Origin of the sequence: Tabrizicola sp., from assembly GCF_030373185.1 — a bacterium.
GTDB lineage: Bacteria > Pseudomonadota > Alphaproteobacteria > Rhodobacterales > Rhodobacteraceae > Tabrizicola.
Genome location: NZ_JAUCZH010000008.1, coordinates 209103 through 228573, shown reverse-complemented (window position 1 = coordinate 228573; position 19471 = coordinate 209103). Strand labels below are relative to the sequence as shown.

Below are 19471 nucleotides of genomic sequence, written 5' to 3'. Positions count from 1 at the left end.
ATAAGGCCGCAATCGCAAGGGAGAAGCCGTGATGCGCCGTGCCGAGGTAAGCCGCAAGACCGCCGAGACCGAAATTTCGGTCGCCGTTACCCTCGACGGCACCGGCACGCATGACTGCAAGACCGGCGTCGGCTTCTTTGACCACATGCTTGACCAGCTGGCCCGCCACAGCCTGATCGACATGACCGTCCGCGCGAAGGGTGACCTGCACATCGACGATCACCACACGGTCGAGGATGTGGGGATCGCCCTTGGTCAGGCCATCGCCAAAGCGCTGGGTGACAAGCGCGGCATCCGTCGCTACGGGCATTTCCGGCTGGCGATGGATGACACGCAGGTCTCTTGCGCGCTGGATCTTTCGGCCCGGCCCTATCTGGTCTGGAACATGCCCTTCCCGGCGCCCAAGATCGGCAATTTCGACACTGAACTCGTGCGCGAATTCTTTCAGGCGCTGGCCACGCATGGCGGCATCACGCTGCATGTCGATCTGATCCACGGACTGAACAGCCACCACATCGCCGAGGCCGCCTTCAAATCCGTCGCCCGCGCGCTGCGCGAAGCGGTCGAAACCGACCCGCGCCTTGGTGACGCCCTGCCTACGACAAAGGGCGCGCTGTGAGCCTGACGGTTCTGGTCGATTACGACAGCGGCAACCTCCATTCCGCCGAGAAGGCCTTTCAGCGCATGGCGTCCGAGGGCGAGGGCGGCAATATTCTTGTCACCTCGCGCCCCGAAGACGTGGCCCGCGCTGACCGCATCGTCTTGCCCGGCGACGGGGCCTTTCCGGCCTGCCGCGCCGCCCTTGGCAGCTATGGCGGGCTGTTCGAGGCGATCGAGGATGCAGTCCTGCGCAAGGGCCGCCCCTTTCTGGGCATCTGCGTCGGCATGCAGATGCTTGCCAGCCGTGGCCATGAATACCGGCTGACCGAAGGGTTCGGCTGGATCGCGGGCGATGTCGAACGCATCACCCCCGCCACGCCCGGCATGAAGGTGCCGCATATGGGTTGGAACGATCTGGTGATCGAGCGCCCCCACCCGGTGCTTGCCGGGCTGAAGACCGGCGATCACGCCTATTTCGTCCACTCTTACCATTTCCGCGTCGCGGACCCGTCGCAGCGTCTGGCCTGGTGCGACTACGGCGGCGAGATCACTGCCATCGTCGGGCGCGACAACATCATAGGCACCCAGTTCCACCCGGAAAAATCGCAGGCGGCCGGGCTGCGGCTGATTGCAAATTTCCTGCAATGGAAGCCGTAAATTCGCAATCGCGCGGCCCTCTATTTGACCTTATCGAACAATCCAGCCCGCCAAGCCCTGCTTCACCCACTTCCATGTGCCGCAGTCGCGAGTCTGCCAGATGCTTTCGAGCGGGCAGCAAGGACTGCGGCGATCAGACAGGTCCATATGGATCTCCTGCTCCGGAAATTGTGGCCCATCCCTTGCGCCACGCAGACCAGCGATACCGCGTGACCTCGGGTCGCGTCGCGGACCTTTTCTTTCGCCGCGCCCCATGCCAAAGACCCGGCGAACCAAAGCAAGGGGGCCGCCGATGATCCTTTATCCCGCGATCGACCTGAAAGACGGCCAATGCGTGCGCCTGCTGCGCGGCGAGATGGAGGCTGCCACCGTCTTCGGTGATGACCCGGCGGCGCAGGCGGCCAAGTTTCAGGCGGCGGGCTGCGAATGGCTGCATCTGGTGGACCTCAACGGCGCCTTTGCCGGCCAACCGGTGAATGGCGCGGCGGTTGACGCCATCCTGGCCCGCGTCACCGTGCCGTGCCAGCTTGGCGGCGGCATCCGCGACATGGCCACCATCGCCGCATGGCTGGAAAAGGGCCTTGCCCGGGTGATCCTTGGCACCGTGGCGGTGGAAAACCCGGCGCTGGTGCGCGAGGCTGCCAAGACCTTCCCGGGCAAGGTCGCTGTCGGCATCGACGCCCGCAAGGGCCGCGTCGCCACCAAGGGCTGGGCCACCGAAACCGACATCATGGCCACAGACCTTGCCCGCTCATTCGAAGACGCAGGTGTTGCCGCCATCATCTACACCGACATTGACCGCGACGGCGCGATGCAAGGCCCGAACATCGAGGCGACCGAAGCACTGGCTCGCGCGGTGTCCATCCCGGTCATCGCAAGCGGGGGCGTCTCCCGGATGGAAGACCTGATTGCGCTGCGCGACACCGGCGTGATCGCCGGGGCAATCTCGGGGCGCGCGCTTTATGACGGGGCGATTGATCTTGCATCGGCCATGCAGGCACTGAAACCCTGAACGCTTTCCCTTCTCCAAATATCCCAGGGGGGAAAAGCTGCGGCACGCAGCTTTGGGGGCTGGCCCCCCTTTCGCCGATCCCACCCGCGCGCTAGGGTAGAACCATGCTGAAGACCCGCATCATCCCCTGCCTAGACGTGGCCGATGGCCGCGTGGTCAAGGGCGTGAACTTCGTCGGCCTGATCGACGCGGGCGACCCGGTTGAGGCCGCAAAGGCCTATGACGCCGCGGGGGCGGACGAGCTTTGCTTTCTTGACATCATGGCGACCGAAGACAACCGCGCCACCATGTTTGATCTTGTCACCCGCACCGCAGAACAATGCTTCATGCCGCTGACAGTTGGCGGCGGGGTCCGCACGCCAGAAGATGTGCGCAAACTTCTGCTGGCCGGGGCCGACAAGGTGTCTTTCAACTCTGCCGCCGTGGCCCGCCCCGATGTGGTGGCCGAGGCGGCTGACCGTTTCGGCAGTCAGTGCATCGTGGTCGCCATCGACGCCAAGACGGTTGCCCCGGGCCGCTGGGAAATCTTCACCCACGGCGGGCGGCGGGCCACCGGGATCGACGCGGTCGACTTCGCACGAAGCGTGGCCGCCAAGGGCGCGGGCGAGATACTTCTGACCAGCATGGACCGGGACGGCACGAAACAGGGCTTCAACATCCCCCTGACCCGCGCGATTGCCGATGCGGTGGATATCCCCGTCATCGCCTCGGGCGGGGTCGGCACGCTTGACCATCTGGTCGAAGGCATCACCGAAGGCCATGCCAGCGCCGTCCTTGCTGCCTCGATCTTTCATTTCGGCACCTATACCATCGGTCAGGCCAAGGCACACATGGCCGCAGCTGGCATCCCCGTTCGCTTGTCGTGAGGCTGTCATGACACTGGAAAGACTTGCCGCCACCATCGCCGCCCGCAAGGGTGCTGACCCGGAAACCTCGTGGACCGCGAAGCTGTTGGCCAAGGGGCCGGAAAAATGCGCCGAAAAATTTGGTGAAGAGGCGATAGAGGCAATCATCGAGGCGGTGAAGGGTGACCGCGCAAGGCTGACCTCTGAGGCGGCGGACGTACTTTATCACCTGCTGGTCATGCTTGCCTCTCGCGATGTCACGCTGGCCGAGGTTGTGGCCGAGCTTGACCGGCGCGATGGCACCTCGGGGTTGACGGAAAAGGCGCAACGCTGACGGCGCTGGCCGCAAATCTTTTCGAAAAGATTTGCAAAGTCCTTCGAAGGACTTTGCCGCTCAAAGCCCCAGCCGTGGAATCTCGATTGCCGGGCAACGGTCCATAACCACTTGCAGCCCCGCCGCCCGCGCGCGCGCGGCTGCGGCTTCGTCGATGACGCCCAACTGCATCCAGACCACCTTGGCACCCGCCGCTATCGCTGCGTCGACCACAGCGCCGGCTTCTTCGCTGCGGCGGAAGATATCGACCATGTCGACCGGCCCGACCTCTGCCAGGGTGGAGCGCACCGCTTCGCCAAGCGCCATCTGTCCGGCCTGACCGGGGTTGACCGGAATGACCCGATAGCCCCGCCCGGCCAGATAGGCGGCAACCCGGTGACTTGGCCGGTCAGCCTTGGGTGACCAGCCAACAAGCGCGATGGTCTTCACCGAAGTCAGGATCTCGCGGATTTCAGCATCGGTTGGCATCGCATCACCCAAAGAAAAATGCGCCCGCACAAGAAAAAGGCGCCCGCAGGGGATACCCGGGGCGCCAAGTGCGGAACGAGGGACAGTGAAGTCAAGGACGGGGTTCCGGCCCGTGCCTCCACAGTGTCATTTAGGAACGCCAGCGCCCCATAAAAGACCTTTCGCGGATTCGTGATCACTTGCGCGTCGCCGCATAAAGCGACACCGCCGCCGCGTTCGACACGTTCAGGCTGCCAAAGCCGCCCGCAAACGGGATACGCGCCAGCACGTCACAGGTTTCGCGGGTCTTTTCCCGCAACCCCGGCCCTTCGGCCCCCAGCACAAGCCCGATCGCCCGCCCGCCCGCACCGGCCACCGCCGTCTCCAGCGTGACTTCGGCCTCACCGTCCAGACCGATCAGCGTGAACCCCATGTCTTTCAGGGCTTCCATCGCTTCGGCAAGGTTTGTGACCTTCAGATAGGGCTGGCGCTCCAAGGCACCGCTTGCCGTCTTGGCCAGCGCGCCGGTTTCGGGGGCCGAATGGTGGCGGGGCGCAATCACGGCCCGCGCGCCGAACACCTCGGCCGACCGCAGGATCGCGCCCACGTTATGCGGGTCGGTCACCCGGTCCAAGAGCACCACCAGCGGCAGCCCCTCGCCCGAGATGCAGACATCTTCCAACCGTCCCCAGTCAAGGCTGCGTACTTCCAGCGCTGCCCCCTGATGGACCGAGCCTTCGTCGATCGGCACGTCAAACCGGCGCGGATCAACGATTTCCGGCTCCATCCCCGAGGCGGCAACCGCCATCTCCAGCTTGTCGAGCGCATTTTTCGTCAGGACCAGCCGCAGCTTTTCGCGCTTGGGGTTCTCCAGCGCGTCGCGCACCGCATGGAGGCCGAAGAGCCACAACGTCTCGCGCGCCTCCCGCTTGTGGCCGCGTTCCTTGTCCACCACCCAGGCAGGCTTTTTCACACCCGTCTTCATTGGCCTACCCCCAGAATTCCGGCCCGGACTCTGTGGCAGGACCGCCCGGCGATGCAAGCCGAAAACGTCACCCAATGACCCTTGACGCCCCCCGCCCCCTTGAGTAGACCCACCCCCGGCGGGCGACGAGCTGCAAGGTGCGGCAGGGGACTGTAACTCCCCCGGGGCGACCCACGCCTGGTTCGATTCCAGGGTCGCCCACCATGTTTTGCATGGTGACATCGCCGGGGCATAGGCCCACACACAATCCTTGCATTCGGCATGGGGCTGCTGACCCCACCCAACGCTCCCGCGCGGGTCTTGCACAAGTTTTGGTGTGGTGCGACACAGTGGCCAAAATTGCGGGGCCGCACATGTCCTTTTCGACCCATTTCTCCCATGCCATCACCCGCCGTCCGGCGGCATCGATCACTGCGGGCTTGCGCGCGGTGGATATCGGCACGCCGGATCTGTCGCTGATGCTGGATCATCACGCCGCCTATATCGCCACCTTGCGCGAAACCGGGGCGACGGTGATCGAACTCCCGGCGCTGGAGGCTTTTCCGGATTCGGTCTTTGTGGAAGATACTGCCCTGTGCCTGCCCGAGGGCGCGGTCATCATGCGCCCCGGCGCGCCGTCGCGTCTGGGCGAGGCGGCCGAGATGGCCCCGCACCTGCGGGCGCTTTACGGGCAGGTCGTGGAAATCAGTGGTGCTGACAGCTTTATCGAAGGCGGCGACATTCTGGTCACGGAACGCGAAATCCTTGTCGGCCGCTCGGCCCGCACCAATGCCGCCGGGATTGCCGAACTGACCCGGCTTGTCGCCCCCTGGGGCCATTCGGTGCGCGAAGTCCACACCCCACCCGGGGTGCTGCATTTCAAGACCGATTGTTCGCTGCTGGATAGCTATACGATTCTTTCGACCACCCGCCTGTCCGCATCAGGCTGTTTTGGCGGCTACCGGGTGATCCCTGTGGCCGAAGGGGAAGAAGCCGCTGCCAACACCATCCGCTTCAACGACGTGGTCCTGATGCCCGCAGGCTTTCCGAAAACCCGCGACGCGATCCTTGCCGCAGGCTTTGCCCTGCGCGAGATCGGCAATTCCGAATGTGCCAAGCTGGACGGCGGCATGTCCTGCCTGTCGCTGCGCTTTACCCCCCGCGCATGAGCTTCAACATCCTTGCCATCGGTCAGGGCGGACGCCTTGAATACGAGGCGATCCTGCTTGCCGCCTCGCTGCGCCATTCCGACCCCGGGTTTTCCGGCACGCTTTACATTGGTGAACCTCAGCCCGGCCCGAAGTGGCAAGATGATCCCAGGATGTCTGATCGGACAAAGGCGCTGCTGACGGACCTTGGCGCGGTGATCCTGCCGTTTGAAAACCGGGTCTTCGGGACCAGCTACCCCCATGGCAACAAGATAGAGGCACTTGCCGCCCTGCCCGACGCGCCGTTTCTGTTCCTTGACACCGATACGTTGATCACCGGCCCGGTCTCGACCCTGCCATTTGATTTTGCCAAGCCTTCAGCGTCGATGCGGCGGGAAAATACCTGGCCGAAGGTTGAACTTTACGGGCCAACCCCAAGCCAGACATGGAAGGCGCTGCATGACCGCTTTGGTCTGGATTTCGCAGCCAGCCTTGATCTGACACAACCCGACGACTACTGGCAGCGCTTTCTTTACTTCAACGCCGGCTGGTTCTTTCATGAAAGCCCCCGCGCCTTTGGCAGCCGGTTTCTGACCTGGGCCACCGCCATCCGCGACACCCCGCCCGCCGAACTGATCTGTCAGGAGCTGTTCCCATGGCTTGACCAGATCACCCTGCCCTTGGTGATCCATTCGTTCGGCGGAGGACGCCCGGGGCCAGAGCTTGCGCCGCTGGATGGCAGCGCCACTTGCCACTACCGGGCGCTGCCGCTGCTTTACGCAAAGGAAAGCGATCACGCCGTGGCGGTTCTGGAAGCGGTGGCCAAGGACAAGACCATTCGCCCGACGCTGCGCGACTGGGAAGCGGTGCGGGTGCTGGTCTACCAGAACAAGGGCCGGAAGGCCCGGGCGCTGTTTGACCGGGCCGCCCTGCCCCACCGGGAACAGATGATCCGCAACACCCTGAAGCGCGAAGGTTTCTGGCTGCGCTGATCCGGCATCGACCGTGTCGACTTGTCGGGCCGCTGAACCGGTGGCGCGCGCGTCGCCAAAGCGCAGCCCGTCAAAGCTCCATCGTTACCACGGGCCACAGTGACAGCACCAACAGCACCGCCATCGTCCAGTTGAACGCTTGCAGCCGCCCCGGCCCTTCCAGCCAGCCCCGGATGCCCTGCCCCGCCGCCGCCCAAAGCGTGACGGATGGCAGGTTGACCGATGCAAAGACCACCGCGATCATCGCCACGGCCCCCACCGACCCCGAGGGTGCATAGGCCGCGACCGCGCCCAGCGCCATCGCCCATGCCTTGGGGTTTACCCATTGAAACGCCGCCGCTTGCAGGAAGGTGAAGGGCTTGCCCCCGGCTTTGCCTTCCCCTGGCGGGGCGGCATGGGCGATCTTCCACGCCAGCCACAGCATGTAAGCCACTGACAGTACCTTCAGAATCGTCCCGGCATGCGGCAACGCGCGAATTGTCCCCGCCACCCCAAGGCCAAGCAGGAACACCATCAGCGCATGGCCAAGGCTGATCCCCAGCATATGCGGCACCGTCCGCTTGAGGCCAAAGTTCACCCCCGAGGCCAAGAGCATCATGTTGTTCGGCCCCGGCGTGACCGAGGTGACAAAGGCAAAGCCCAGAAGGGCGAGAAGGATTTCATAACTCATGCGCGCAACTCTGCTTCGCTTATGGCGGTGAATGGTTGCAAAGCTGTGACCCTGTGACTTATCCTTGCAACAAATGACCGCACTCGATGATATTGACCACCGGATATTGCGCGAACTTGTCCGTGATGGTCGCCAGTCCAACCTTGCCCTTGCGGACCGGGTCGGGCTTTCGCCCTCGGCCTGCCTGCGCCGGGTGCAGGCGCTGGAACGCAGCGGCGTGGTCCGGGGCTACCGCGCCGTTCTTGATCCGGGGCGGATGGGCGTGGGCTTTGTCGCCTATGTGACGGTCGGGCTTGGCACCCACACCAAGACCGCGCAAGAGGCGTTTGAACGTGCCATTTCCCGCGCGCCAGAGGTGCGGGAGTGTCACAACATCACCGGCACCGTCGAATACCTGCTGCGGGTGGAGGCCGCCGATCTTGCCGCCTACAAGCACTGGCACACCGAGGTGCTGGGCGTCCTGCCGCAGGTCCGGTCGATCACGACCTTCGTGGTGATGGGCAGCCCGAAGGACGACAGGGCTTAGACCTGCAACGACGCCCAGCCTTGCGATGAAAGGCATGGGTCATGCTGCCTTCCCCGTTGGCCCGGCCCCAAGGGCAAACCTGCCGTCCCGCATCCGCCCAAGGTGAAGGGCGCGCGCAGTCTGCTGGAACCCGGGCCAACTCCCCGCTCGGGCCTCAAGCCTTTGCCCTTCACCCCCGAAACACCGCCTCCATGTCCCGAAACCCCTTGACCTCGATCGGGTTGCCGGAGGGGTCGCGGAAGAACATCGTCCATTGTTCGCCCGGCTCCCCCTTGAACCGCACCGAGGGCGGCAGGACGAAGTCCACCCCCGCCGCCGTCAACCTGTCCGCCAACCTCCGCCAGTCCTCAAGCAAAAGGACCAGCCCCAGGTGCGGCATCGGGACCATGTGGCCTCCCACCTTGCCGGTGTTCGTTGTCTTGAACGGCTCGCCCAGATGCAGGCTGATCTGGTGGCCGAAGAAATCGAAATCGACCCAGGTCTCGGTCGAACGCCCCTCGGGGCAGCCAAGCACGGCGCCGTAGAAAGCCCGCGCTTCGTTGAGGTCGGTGACGTGATAGGCCAGATGGAAGGGGGTCGGCATCGGCGCTGCTCCTCGGCGTTGCGTGCGCCGATCAAAGCATGGGCAAAGATCGGGCCGCAACGGATTTACCACCAACGTCCCGCGCCAAAGACGAACGTTCTTTCGAAAAGTGGCTCCAAACGATTGATTTCCTTATCTTCGCCCCAATGTGCTATCTTGGGGTGCTGCCCGTTGCCATGCCCCACATCCTCCCCTACCCTCAGCCGCAAACATGTTCAGGGAGGACATCATGACCGACAGACCCATGGGCTTTGACACCCTTGCCATCCACGCCGCCACCGCGCCCGACCCCGCGACGGGTGCGCGGCAGGTGCCGATCTACCAGACCACGGCCTATGTCTTTCGTGACGCGGATCACGCGGCCAAGCTTTTCAACCTGCAAGAGGTGGGATACATCTATTCGCGCCTGACCAACCCCACCGTTTCGGCGCTGGCGAGCCGGGTTTGCGCGCTGGAAGGCGGGGCGGGGGCGATCGGCTGTTCGTCGGGCCATGCCGCGCAGATCATGGCGCTGTTCCCGATCATGGCCCCGGGGCGCAATGTCGTCGCCTCGACCCGGCTTTACGGCGGCACGATCCAGCAGTTCTCCAACACGATCCGCAAGTTCGGCTGGTCGGCAAAGTTTGTCGATTTCGATGACCCGAAGGCCATCGCCGCCGCCATCGACGATGACACCCGCGCCCTGTTTTGCGAGACGATCTGCAACCCCGGCGGCGCGCTTTCCGACCTTGACGCCATCGCCCGGGTCGCCGACCACGCCGGGATCCCGCTGATCGTGGACAACACCACGGCCAGCCCCTACCTCTGCCGCCCGATCGAGCATGGGGCCACCCTCGTCGTCCATTCTGCCACCAAATACCTGACCGGCAACGGCACTGTGACCGGCGGGATCGTGGTCGATTCAGGCAAATTCAACTGGTCGGCGTCGGACAAGTTCCCCTCGCTTTCCCAGCCGGAACCGGCCTACCACGGCCTCGTCTTCCACCCGACCCTTGGCAACATGGCCTTCACCTTCCACTCCATCGCCATCGGCTTGCGTGACCTTGGCATGACGATGAACCCACAAGGCGCGCATTACACCCTGATGGGGATCGAGACGCTGGCCCTTCGGATGCAACGCCATGTCGAGAACGCCAAGATCGTGGCCGAATGGCTGGAACAAGATCCGCGGGTCGGCGCGGTGACATGGCCTGGGCTGAAGTCTTCGCCCTACTATCACCTTGCCCAGAAGATCACGCCAAAGGGGCCGGGGGCGCTGTTCACCTTTAGCGTCAAGGGCGGGTATGAGGCCTGTGTCAAGCTGATCGACAATGTGAAGCTGTTCAGCCATGTGGCGAACCTTGGCGATACCCGATCCCTGATCATCCATTCTGCCTCGACCACCCACCGCCAGCTTTCCGAAGAAGCTCAGGTCAAGGCCGGGGCGGGGCCGGATGTGGTCCGGCTATCGATCGGGATCGAGAATGTCGAGGATATCATCGCCGATCTGGATCAGGCACTGGCAAAGGCGACGGCCTGACGCTGCCCGAACGTCCCGCGCTCAGCCTTTGGGCGCGGGATCGAGCGGCGGCGCGGGGAACATGCCGACCGGCAAGGGGTCAAGCCAGCCGATCAAAGCCTTTGCATTGGGTCCGCTGCCCGCAGGCCATTCCAGCGCAAGACGCATGATCCGGCAGGTTTGCGCCGCAGCCTTTCCGCCACAAGCTACGCTTGCCGCATCGACAATCGCGGCAAGCGCAGCCTCGGCGGTGGGCGCTTCGGCCGCACTCGGGTCAAGATCAAGGCTCAACCATTCGGTTTGCAGCACATTGGCCGCAAGGTCCGGCAGATCCGCCGCCTCAGGCCTGAGCCGGTAGACCAGTTCAATCCGGAATGCTGCGGTCCCACGCAGGGCATCGACACTGCCTGGCACCACCCGCGCCGAAAGGATCGCACAATCCTGCGCCACGCGCGCCACAAGAACCTTGCACAGACCGTCGGCAGCCTTGGGGGCGCGAATATCGGCGAGAACTTCCAGGTAGGGCGTCTCGGGAAGTGTCTCGCCATCGGACAGAAGATCGGTCAGCGGGGCTGTCGTGGTGATTGTCACAGTTCGGCCGGGAACGAAGCGTTCCTGCACCAGATAGGCGCCGACATCCTCACGCGGCACGACCCCGCCAGACGGCGACACCAGCCATGCCTGCTGGAGGCCACCCGGATTTTCTTCGGCCACCTCGTCCGGGGTAGCATCGGTCCGGCCTTGCCAGACCTGCCAGCCAGCTGCGCCAAAGCCCACGACCATCAGCAGCGCACCGGTTCCGATGAGCAAGCGCAGCATCAGAAGTCCACTCCCTGTTCAAGGGTTGCCAGATTGCCAAAGGCAAAGGCCGTCGCGATCGCCACGACCCGAGAAGCAAAATCCGCGCCCTCGGCCACCTGACCGGCGATTTCGAAGAACTTGTCCTGTGTCGTCCGGATCTTGGCACCTCCGATCGGAGAATATTTCGCCTTGGGTTCGGCGTCCCCCGGAACCGGACCGATATGCGAAATGGTCCCGATGTCAAATCCGGCGCGGCTTTGTCCGGCACGAACGCCGAAACTGTCGCGGAACCATATGTCATAGGCATCAGCCCGGGCATATATCTCGGTCAGTTGCGCATCGCCCTGTGGGTCAATCTCATAGGCAGGTGCGATATTGCAGGCGGCAAGTCCGCTGTTCAGGATCACCTCGATCGGCACTACAGGATCAAGGTTCGCAACCCCGGCCTGATCGCCCCCCAGCAGAACCACGCGTTCGATCCGGGCGCCTTCGGCAAGGTGGATGTTCCAAAGCCGGTTTCCCAGCCGGTTTTCCAGCACCAGAAAGACAGGCGCCGAGGTTTCCGTGACTGCGACGTCATGGATCTCATAGGCCAGATGGTCGCTTGCCGGGGCATTGGGCATACCGGCCTCACGATACTGGTCCACGAAAGCCTGCACGGCCTCGGCAAGATGCTGGTCATTGTAGGTGGACAAGGCCAGAGGCAAGTTGCTGCGCCCCGCGGTTGCGTGTCCAACCAATGTCCCCGGTTGCGGCGGCGTCAGAAGACAGCCGAGAATCGGTCTGATCGTCGTGATCTCGGCCGGAATTGCCGCACTGACGCTGGTGGAATAGCCGGTGATCACATCCTTGATGAAGACCGGCTCGTTTCCCGGACGCGCCGCGATCGGACCTTGGGCCTGTAGCCCTTCCTCTGATGCAACCAGCAAATCCGCCGGGGAGTCCTCGGCGCGCACCGCCCGACTGGACGCGGGCGCCACGCCGACCACTCCGCCATACCCCTCAATGAAAGTGATTGCAGACGGCGGCAGCACCTTTTCCCTCAGGTCGGGGCGGGCAACCACTACCGCCGCAACCGCCAGCAAGACAATGCTGACGACCACAATACCGACCGGGCCGCGCCTCATCCCTGACGTCTCCTGCACTTGCGTCCTGACATGACGTTTGCCTGCCAACTTGGGCAAAATAAGGCCGAAACGACGGTACTGTATGGTTTTCCACCGTTTCGGACCGGCTTATTCGACGATCTCGTAGAAAATCGTCACATTGGCGGACATGCCAAGCTCGCCCGCCGCAACCGGAACCGGTGCGGCTGCGACTTCGGCGCGGAACATCGGCACCGGATCGCTTGCAAAGCCCGCCTCGCTGATCGAGATGATCCGGCCCAGTTTCACCCCCGCCGCCGAGGCAAGAAGTTCGGCCCGGGCGCGGGCGTCAGCGACCGCCTCCCTGCGGGCCTCGTTCAGCACCGGGTCAGGGTCGGCAAGCCCGAAACTGAGCCCGTTCAACGTATTCGCCCCATCCGCGACTGCGGCATCCAGCACGGTGCCAAGACCATCAAGCTGGCGGACACGAATCGTAAGCATGTTGTTCGCGACATAGCCCGAAATGGTCGGCTTGTTGTTCTCGTAGCCGGTCCAGTTCGGGTTCAGCGACAGGTTGGAGGTCTGGATGTCGCGCGGCTCTATTCCGGCGGATGTCAACCGTGCCATGACCGCTTCAAGTGCCACCGTATTCGCGCCCAGCGCATCGGCTGCGGTGTCGCCCTGCGTGGTCACGCCAATGGTCAGCGTGGCAATGTCAGGCGCAGCCTCGACGGCTCCGGTGCCAGTCACGGTGATCATCGGGGGCATGGCATCCTCGGCCATAGCCGGAAGCGGCAGCGCAAGGGCTGCTGACAGCAAAACTGCGGAAAGCACGCGCATGGGTTTCTCCTTCGGTTGGGTCAAGTGTTCAGGGTTGTGACGCGCCTCGCAAGGACATCCTTGGCCGTTTCGCTTTCTTTCGGCAAAAAGCTGCTATAGTTGTTCGCCATCTGTCCGGGCCACGTTCCCGTGCTTTCACAATTCGTGCTAGACCCGTGTCATGAAACCAACATTCGCACTCGACCTGACCCGCGACACTGTCGCCCTTTTGCACCGCACACCAAAGGGCTGGCTGTTGATAGGCGAAGTTGCCTTCGACGCGCCAGACCTTGAAGAGGCGCTGGATTACCTGCGCAAGACGGCATTGGGCCTGTCGCCGATGGGGATGGCCACCAAGATCATCCTGCCGGCCAGCCAGATCCTTTACACCGAAGTTCACGCCCCCGGTCCAAGCCGCGACGAAAAGCGCCGGCAGATCGCTGCGGGTCTTGAGGGGCGCACGCCCTATCCCGTCGAGGATCTGGTGTTTGACTGGTCAGGCAAGGGCGCGACGGTCAAGGTGGCTGTCGTTGCCCGCGAAACACTCGAAGAGGCGGAAGGGTTCGCAATCGTTCACCGGCTGAACCCGGTGTCTTTCGTGGCAATCCCCGAGGAAGGCACCTTTGTCGGCGAGGCCTGGTTCGGCCCGACTGCCGCTGCTGCCAGCATCCTTGCCTCCGGCGAAAAGGTCGAACGCGACCGGGATCCGGTCACGATCCTGCACCGCGAATTGCCCTCCGCTGCGCCAGCAGAAGTGACGACAGAGACCCAGGCGGCCAGCGCGGGAACAGGCGGTGCAGAGGCCGCAGCCCCGACAACGCCCGCTCCACTTGCCGATGACGCCCCGCTGCCCGGGCTGGAAGAGGCACTGAACGCCGATCTGCCAGATTTCGAGCCAGCTTCATCCGAAAGATCGGAAACGGCACCAGAAGCCCTTGGCGCCGAAGATTTGACCGACCAGCCCCTGACCACCGAATCCCTGACCCCGGACCTTGACCAGCAGGGCGATACCCTGCCCGGCGGTCAGGTGCCCGAATTGGCCAGCGAAGCCAGCTTGCAGGATACCCTGGAAGCGGAACTGGCCAGGGAATTTGCCGCTGCCAAGACCGGTGCCGATATCCCGGTGTCCGACACTTCCGCATCTGCGGCCGTCCCTGTGGCGGCGGCGTCCGGAACCGACGCGGACGAAGCCCCCTTTGCACATGTCACAGATACCGTCGCGTTTCCGGACGGCGAAGATGACCGGCCTGCCGCCGCTGAAAAGCCGACGAATGTGCTTGATGATGAGGACGCCGATCTGCCGCCCGCATTGCCTTCTGCGGCCATGGTGGCCTTTGCCAGCCGCCGTGCAGCCGGGGGTGCGGGCGTGGTCTTGCCGCCCGCCCCGTCTCGGCCGGTAGAGGGTGCCACCCGATCTGACGCCGGGTCTGGCCCCGGCGCGAAACTGGGTGCAGCCGCAGCGCGCGCAACCGCCGCAAAGGGCATGTCTGGCCCAGTGACGGCGCCGACAATTCCCGGGACACGCGTGAAGCCGAAGGCCAAGCTGGCCGTCGGCGATATCCCGCGTCCGGTGGTTGGTGGTCCGACGACCGTAAAGTCACCTGCCCGTCCCGGTGGCACCTTCGGCACCTCGGCCCCGCCGCGCAACCGGTCGGGTATCGTCTTCATGGTGTTGGTTGCTCTTCTGTTGCTGTTCCTTGCCCTGGTTGGCGCATGGTCGTCCTTCTACCTTGCCCGTGGAAACGACGATACCGGACTGACTGTGGATGTCACCACCAACGGCGTTGCCGACAGCGTTCCCGGGATCGACGACGAAATGCTTGCCGACATGCAAGACCCGGAAGGGATGATGGATCCGCTGCCGGAAGCCGCCGCGTCGACCGACACTGTCGGTGCTGCCGCGGCCTTGGCAACCGAGAGCCTGCCTGCTGAGATCGCTGGCCAGGCAGATCCCGAACCGTCGACGAACACTCTGGCCGAAGCCGTTGATCCGAGTGCGGGCGAAGCCGCAACCGAAATCGCGGCCACAGTGTCTGAGGACGCCATCGCGGAAGACGCGCTGGCCGAAACCGCAGTTGAAACCGCAGTTGAAACCGTAGCCGCGCCCGAAGCCGAGGCTCTGGCCGAGGTAGAGCCGTCCTCGTTGACCGAGGTTGCCGCTGTCCCGGCGCCAGAGGCAGGTCCAGAACCTGCACCGGATACCACAGTCACGACCGAGCTTTCCGCAGCCCCCGCGCTGGTTGAGGATCAGGACGAGATCTTCCTGTCGGCCATGGACACACCGCCCCCGGCTCTGGATGCCCTAGCCCTGCCAACACCAATCCCCACCGCTGACACACTGCCCGAAGCCTCGATGCCGCCTCCGCCTTTCGGCACCGTCTACCAGTTTGATGCAAACGGCATGTTGAAGCCGACCCCGGCCGGCATCCTGTCACCTGAAGGGGTAATGCTGATCGCCGGAAAGCCACCGCTGCTGCCACCCTCGCGCAGCGAGGCCGCTGCCACGCTGGCAGCCGCTGCGGCACCGCCACAAGAACTGCCACAGGAACTGCCAGACGAAGCTGCTGCGGGCGCAGTTGCCGATGCGTCAGCTGATGTCCCCACGGCGGCAGATGCCTCGCTTGTGACAGCCGGCGAAGTGACGCCGGAAGCCGCCGAAATCCTCCCTGCGCCGGCCGATCCGGCGCTTGCCGGATTTCGCCCACGCGCCCGGCCCGCCGGGCTTGTTCCCGCTGCGACCGACCCCGCAGTGGCCGACGACGACGCCCGCCTTGCCACGGACGGCGGAAGCGATGTGGCCACGCTGCGGCCCTTGCCGCGCCCTGCCAGCGTGATCGCCGTTGCCTCGGCTTCACGCCCGGCGGCAGAACCCGCCGTTGTGGCCCTTGGCGCGCAAGGTGCCTCGCTGGCCGCTCAGGCCGAAGCGCAGCTTGCCGCCGCCGCCGCGATTGAAGCGCAGAATCCGTCGGTCGTCGCAATTTCGATGCGCCCCTCCGCCCGCCCGCGTGACCTTAGCCGCGCAGTCGAGGCCGCCGTGGCCGCCGCTGTCCGCGCGGCAGATCCAGAGCCGGAAGTCATCGTTGCAGCCGCTGCCGCACCGGCACCCGAGCTCAAGCCCGAAGAACTGGACGAGTTGGACGAACCAGAGACGGCGCAGGTCGCGCCCTCGATCCCGACGAAGGCCAGTGTTGCCAAGCAGGCGACCTATACCAAGGCGATAAACCTGAAGAAGCTGAACCTGATCGGTACCTATGGCACCGATTCGCGGCGCTATGCGCTGATCCGGCAATCAAACGGCAGCTACAAGAAGGTCAGGGTCGGCGACAAGATCGACGGCGGCACGATCAAGGCAATCACCGAAACCGAAGTCCGGTATCAGAAGGGCGGCAAGCTTTTGTCGCTGACGATGCCGAAAGCCTGAATGTCCTGTTGGGCGGCCCAAGATCTTTCGTCAGGAAAAACCTGGGCTTGATCGTCAGGCCCCGGCGGAAACCCCTGCCTCGGCAAAGGTGGCCATGCCGGAATGGCAGGCAACCGCACCTTGCAGCACGCCAATTGCCAATGCCGCGCCCGACCCTTCGCCCAGCCGCAGGCCAAGCGACAACAGCGGCTCCTTGCCCAGTTCTGCCAGCAAGCGCCCATGTGCGCCTTCTGTGCTAAGGTGGCCTGCGACACAGTGATCCAGTGCGCCGGGTGCTGCCTTGGCCAGCACCGCAGCCGCCGAACAGGCGATGAAGCCGTCAAGGATCACCGGCACCCGCGCCATGCGCGCGGCGGCAATCGCGCCGGCCATCGCGGCAATCTCGCGTCCGCCAAGACAGCGCAGAACCTCCAGGGGGTCGCCCAGAATCGCCTTGTGACGGGCGACGCCCGCCATCACGGCCGCCTCCTTGCGCGCAAGGCCCGCGTCATCGACCCCGGTACCGCGCCCAGCCCAGCCGCTGCCGCCAAACAGCGCCGCCGCAAGCGCCGCGGCAACCGTGGTGTTGCCGATCCCCATTTCCCCGGCAACAAAGATATGTGCCTTGGGATCCACCGCCTCGAACCCCCGGCGCAGCGCCACGACCACTTCGGCCTCGGTCATCGCCGGGCCTTTGGTGAAATCGGCGGTCGGGCGGTCAAGATCCAGCGCCTGCACGTCAAGTTTCGCCCCGAACGCCTTGGCGAGTTGGTTGATCGCCGCCCCGCCATGGGCAAAGTTCGCCACCATCTGCGCGGTAACCTCTGCCGTAAAGGCCGAAACGCCTTGCGCCGTAACCCCGTGATTCCCGGCGAATATGACGATCTGAGGGTGATCGGCGCGTGGCTTGTCGGTGCCTTGCCAGCCAGCCATCCAGATCGCCAGCCGTTCCAGCTGGCCCAAGGCACCGGGCGGTTTGGTCAACTGGCCGTTACGCGCCTCGGCAGCCGCAATCGCGGCGCTGTCGGGTGCCGGAAACCGGCCCAGAAGGTCGCGAAATTCGGCGAGGGTCTGGAACGGCATCGACGTGTCTCCGGTTGATCCTTGATGCAGTTGGGGCTACCCCAGAGCCTTCGGGAACGCCAGCCGGGATAAGCCGCTTTGACCCCCCTTCGCGACATCACAACGCGGCTTTTGCCGGATGTGCTTTCGGCCTTCGCGCTTCTGTCGCGCCTGCCCTTGCCGGATCACCGCAGCAGCGGGGCCGCTTCGGCCTGGGCCTGGCCCTTGGTCGGCGCAGCCCTTGGGGCGATTGCCGCCGGGTTTGCCAGTGTGGCGCTGTGGCTTGGCCTGACGCCGGGGGTGACTGCGGCGGGGACGCTGGGCCTGATGGCGCTGATGACCGGTGCGCTGCATGAAGACGGGCTATCCGACACCGCAGACGGGTTGTTTGGCGGCTGGACGAAAGAGCGGCGGCTGGAAATCATGAAGGACAGCCGCATCGGCAGCTACGGCATGCTGGCGCTGATGCTGGTCACGCTGACGCGCTGGTCGGCGCTGGCGACGATCCTGGCGCTGGAAAGCCCATGGGCGGCCTTGATCGCCGCCGGGGCGGTCAGCCGCGCTCCGATGGCGCTGATCATGTCCGCGATGCCCAACGCCCGGGGCGCGGGGCTTTCGCACACCACCGGGCAGCCACCGGGACAGATGGCGCTTGCCGGGGCAGCGCTGGCGTTGGCCATCGCCTTCCTGTTCACCGGCCTTGCCACCCTGCCCATGCTCGCCCTTGCGACAATTGCCACGCTCCTGCTGGCCCGGTCGGCGCACAAGCGGATCGGCGGGCAGACCGGCGACATCCTTGGCGCGGCACAGCAATTGGCCGAGGCCGCCTGCCTTGCCGTTCTTGCCGCCCGCGCAGGCTGACCCTGCGCCGCTGCACGCGCCTGCCTCTGGCCTTTGGCAGCCGGTCGCGGTAGACAACCCGCGAGAGTTTGCAGGATACGACCCATGACCGATTTCTCGGACGCCATCTCCTCGACAGAGGAGATCATCGAAGATGCCCGCAACGGGCGGATGTTCATTCTTGTGGACCATGAAGACCGCGAGAATGAGGGCGATCTGGTGATCCCAGCACAGATGTGTACGCCCTCGGCAATCAACTTCATGGCCACCCATGGCCGTGGGCTGATCTGCCTTGCCCTGCCGGGAAACCGGATTGACGCGCTGGGCTTGCAGCTGATGAGCCCGAAGAACTCCAGCCGCCACGAGACCGCCTTCACCATGTCGATCGAGGCGCGCGAAGGGGTGACGACCGGCATTTCAGCAGCAGACCGCGCCCGGACGGTGTCAGTGGCGATCGACCCGACCAAGGGTGCCGCCGACATCGCCACGCCGGGCCACATCTTCCCTCTGCGCGCCCGTGAAGGCGGCGTTCTGGTCCGCGCCGGGCATACGGAAGCGGCGGTTGACGTTTCGCGCCTGGCCGGGCTGAACCCATCAGGCGTGATCTGCGAAATCATGAACGATGACGGCACCATGGCCCGCCTGCCCGACCTGATTTCCTTTGCCCAGCGCCACGGGCTGAAGATCGGCACGATTTCCGACCTGATCGCCTATCGTCGCCGGCATGATAACCTGATCACCGAAAAGGCAGTCAACTCGGTCGCCTCTGCCCATGGCGGCGACTGGCTGATGCGGGTTTTCTCGGACGAGACGCATGGCGATGAACATGTTGTCCTGTCCAAGGGCGATCTGACAGCCCCCGGCCCGGTTCTGGTGCGGGTGCATGCGCTCAACCCTCTGGAAGATGTGCTGGGCATCGGGGGCGAAGGCGAATTGCCCGCCGCCATGCGCCTGATTGCCGCCGAGGGGCGCGGGGTTGTCGTGCTGTTGCGTGACACGACGATGAAGATGGTGACACCCGGCGAACATTCACCGCAGACCTTGCGGCAATACGGGCTTGGGGCGCAGATCCTGTCGGCTCTGGGCCTGTCCGCAATCACGCTGGTCACCAATTCCGCCGCCCCGCGCTTTGTCGGGCTGGAGGCGTATGACCTGACCATCGCCGGCACCCGCGCAATCAAGGACTGA

At 64.6% G+C, this 19471-nt stretch carries 20 protein-coding genes and 1 tRNA gene; 13 read left to right on the top strand and 8 right to left on the bottom strand.

Translation table 11 applies throughout. The annotated features are described in order from the left end of the window. The first annotated feature begins 31 nt into the window (after positions 1–31). From hisB to QUV21_RS16305, 5 genes are all read left to right on the top strand, one after another. The gene (hisB, locus tag QUV21_RS16325) at positions 32–619 is read left to right on the top strand and encodes an imidazoleglycerol-phosphate dehydratase HisB (RefSeq protein ID WP_300856333.1); all 588 of its coding nucleotides are present in this window, start codon (positions 32–34) and stop codon (positions 617–619) included. Continuing rightward, on the top strand, positions 616–1257 hold the full coding sequence (gene hisH / locus QUV21_RS16320; protein ID WP_300856331.1) for an imidazole glycerol phosphate synthase subunit HisH: 642 nt from the start codon (positions 616–618) through the stop codon (positions 1255–1257). The genes hisB and hisH overlap by 4 nt, the downstream gene beginning before the upstream one ends. Positions 1258–1549: 292 nt before the next feature. Then, positions 1550–2269, top strand: a complete 720-nt coding sequence (gene hisA / locus QUV21_RS16315; protein ID WP_300856329.1) for a 1-(5-phosphoribosyl)-5-[(5-phosphoribosylamino)methylideneamino]imidazole-4-carboxamide isomerase — start codon at positions 1550–1552, stop codon at positions 2267–2269. A gap of 104 nt (positions 2270–2373) precedes the next feature. Further along, positions 2374–3135 carry an imidazole glycerol phosphate synthase subunit HisF gene (gene hisF, locus QUV21_RS16310; RefSeq protein WP_300856327.1) on the top strand — a complete coding sequence of 254 codons (762 nt, stop codon included), beginning with the start codon at positions 2374–2376 and terminating at the stop codon, positions 3133–3135. Positions 3136–3142: 7 nt separating this feature from the next. Continuing rightward, on the top strand, positions 3143–3448 hold the full coding sequence (locus tag QUV21_RS16305) for a phosphoribosyl-ATP diphosphatase (RefSeq protein ID WP_300856326.1): 306 nt from the start codon (positions 3143–3145) through the stop codon (positions 3446–3448). Positions 3449–3508: 60 nt separating this feature from the next. Here QUV21_RS16305 and QUV21_RS16300 read toward each other — a convergent pair whose 3' ends face one another. Together QUV21_RS16300 and rlmB are read right to left on the bottom strand one after the other, a co-directional pair. Continuing rightward, a complete protein-coding gene (locus QUV21_RS16300) occupies positions 3509–3916 on the bottom strand; it encodes a CoA-binding protein (protein ID WP_300856325.1) in 408 nt (135 codons plus the stop codon). A gap of 175 nt (positions 3917–4091) precedes the next feature. Continuing rightward, entirely contained in the window at positions 4092–4880 is a 789-nt protein-coding gene (gene rlmB, locus QUV21_RS16295) for a 23S rRNA (guanosine(2251)-2'-O)-methyltransferase RlmB (protein WP_300856324.1), read from the bottom strand. 120 nt (positions 4881–5000) lie between these two features. On the opposite strand from rlmB, the gene QUV21_RS16290 reads away from it, so the two are divergent. From QUV21_RS16290 to QUV21_RS16280, 3 genes are all read left to right on the top strand, one after another. After that, positions 5001–5084 (top strand) — tRNA-Tyr (locus QUV21_RS16290). A 149-nt stretch (positions 5085–5233) separates the two neighbouring features. After that, positions 5234–6028: a dimethylarginine dimethylaminohydrolase gene (locus QUV21_RS16285; RefSeq protein WP_300856323.1), complete on the top strand. Its 795-nt coding sequence runs from the start codon at positions 5234–5236 to the stop codon at positions 6026–6028. Beyond that, positions 5968–6999, top strand: a complete 1032-nt coding sequence (locus QUV21_RS16280; RefSeq protein WP_366908214.1) for a hypothetical protein — start codon at positions 5968–5970, stop codon at positions 6997–6999. Before QUV21_RS16285 ends, QUV21_RS16280 begins: the two co-directional genes overlap by 61 nt. Positions 7000–7069: 70 nt before the next feature. Here QUV21_RS16280 and QUV21_RS16275 read toward each other — a convergent pair whose 3' ends face one another. Next, positions 7070–7669, bottom strand: a complete 600-nt coding sequence (locus tag QUV21_RS16275; protein WP_300856322.1) for a LysE family translocator — start codon at positions 7667–7669, stop codon at positions 7070–7072. Between the two features lie 73 nt (positions 7670–7742). Here QUV21_RS16275 and QUV21_RS16270 point away from each other — a divergent pair, with 73 nt between their 5' ends. After that, the gene (locus QUV21_RS16270; RefSeq protein ID WP_300856321.1) at positions 7743–8195 is read left to right on the top strand and encodes an Lrp/AsnC family transcriptional regulator; all 453 of its coding nucleotides are present in this window, start codon (positions 7743–7745) and stop codon (positions 8193–8195) included. A 169-nt stretch (positions 8196–8364) separates the two neighbouring features. Here QUV21_RS16270 and QUV21_RS16265 read toward each other — a convergent pair whose 3' ends face one another. After that, positions 8365–8778: a VOC family protein gene (locus QUV21_RS16265; protein ID WP_300856320.1), complete on the bottom strand. Its 414-nt coding sequence runs from the start codon at positions 8776–8778 to the stop codon at positions 8365–8367. A gap of 226 nt (positions 8779–9004) precedes the next feature. Between QUV21_RS16265 and QUV21_RS16260 the strand changes: the two genes are divergently transcribed. Beyond that, positions 9005–10297 (top strand): PLP-dependent transferase, encoded by a 1293-nt coding sequence (locus QUV21_RS16260; RefSeq protein WP_300856408.1) that lies wholly within the window; start codon positions 9005–9007, stop codon positions 10295–10297. A gap of 21 nt (positions 10298–10318) precedes the next feature. On the opposite strand, the gene QUV21_RS16255 is transcribed toward QUV21_RS16260, so the two are convergent. The 3 genes from QUV21_RS16255 to QUV21_RS16245 all read right to left on the bottom strand — a co-directional run bounded on the left by QUV21_RS16255 (position 10319) and on the right by QUV21_RS16245 (position 13002). Then, on the bottom strand, positions 10319–11095 hold the full coding sequence (locus QUV21_RS16255; protein WP_300856319.1) for a hypothetical protein: 777 nt from the start codon (positions 11093–11095) through the stop codon (positions 10319–10321). Further along, complete coding sequence (locus QUV21_RS16250) at positions 11095–12204, bottom strand: hypothetical protein (protein ID WP_300856318.1); 1110 nt, start codon at positions 12202–12204, stop codon at positions 11095–11097. The genes QUV21_RS16255 and QUV21_RS16250 overlap by 1 nt, the downstream gene beginning before the upstream one ends. Positions 12205–12312: 108 nt before the next feature. Beyond that, positions 12313–13002 carry an SIMPL domain-containing protein gene (locus tag QUV21_RS16245; protein ID WP_300856317.1) on the bottom strand — a complete coding sequence of 230 codons (690 nt, stop codon included), beginning with the start codon at positions 13000–13002 and terminating at the stop codon, positions 12313–12315. A 160-nt stretch (positions 13003–13162) separates the two neighbouring features. Here QUV21_RS16245 and QUV21_RS16240 point away from each other — a divergent pair, with 160 nt between their 5' ends. Then, positions 13163–16402, top strand: coding sequence for a hypothetical protein (locus QUV21_RS16240; RefSeq protein WP_300856315.1), 3240 nt, complete (start codon positions 13163–13165; stop codon positions 16400–16402). A 54-nt stretch (positions 16403–16456) separates the two neighbouring features. On the opposite strand, the gene cobT is transcribed toward QUV21_RS16240, so the two are convergent. Further along, positions 16457–17464, bottom strand: a complete 1008-nt coding sequence (gene cobT, locus QUV21_RS16235; RefSeq protein ID WP_300856314.1) for a nicotinate-nucleotide--dimethylbenzimidazole phosphoribosyltransferase — start codon at positions 17462–17464, stop codon at positions 16457–16459. A 78-nt stretch (positions 17465–17542) separates the two neighbouring features. On the opposite strand from cobT, the gene cobS reads away from it, so the two are divergent. After that, the gene (gene cobS, locus QUV21_RS16230; RefSeq protein ID WP_300856312.1) at positions 17543–18304 is read left to right on the top strand and encodes an adenosylcobinamide-GDP ribazoletransferase; all 762 of its coding nucleotides are present in this window, start codon (positions 17543–17545) and stop codon (positions 18302–18304) included. A gap of 84 nt (positions 18305–18388) precedes the next feature. Next, positions 18389–19471 (top strand): 3,4-dihydroxy-2-butanone-4-phosphate synthase, encoded by a 1083-nt coding sequence (gene ribB, locus QUV21_RS16225; RefSeq protein ID WP_300856310.1) that lies wholly within the window; start codon positions 18389–18391, stop codon positions 19469–19471.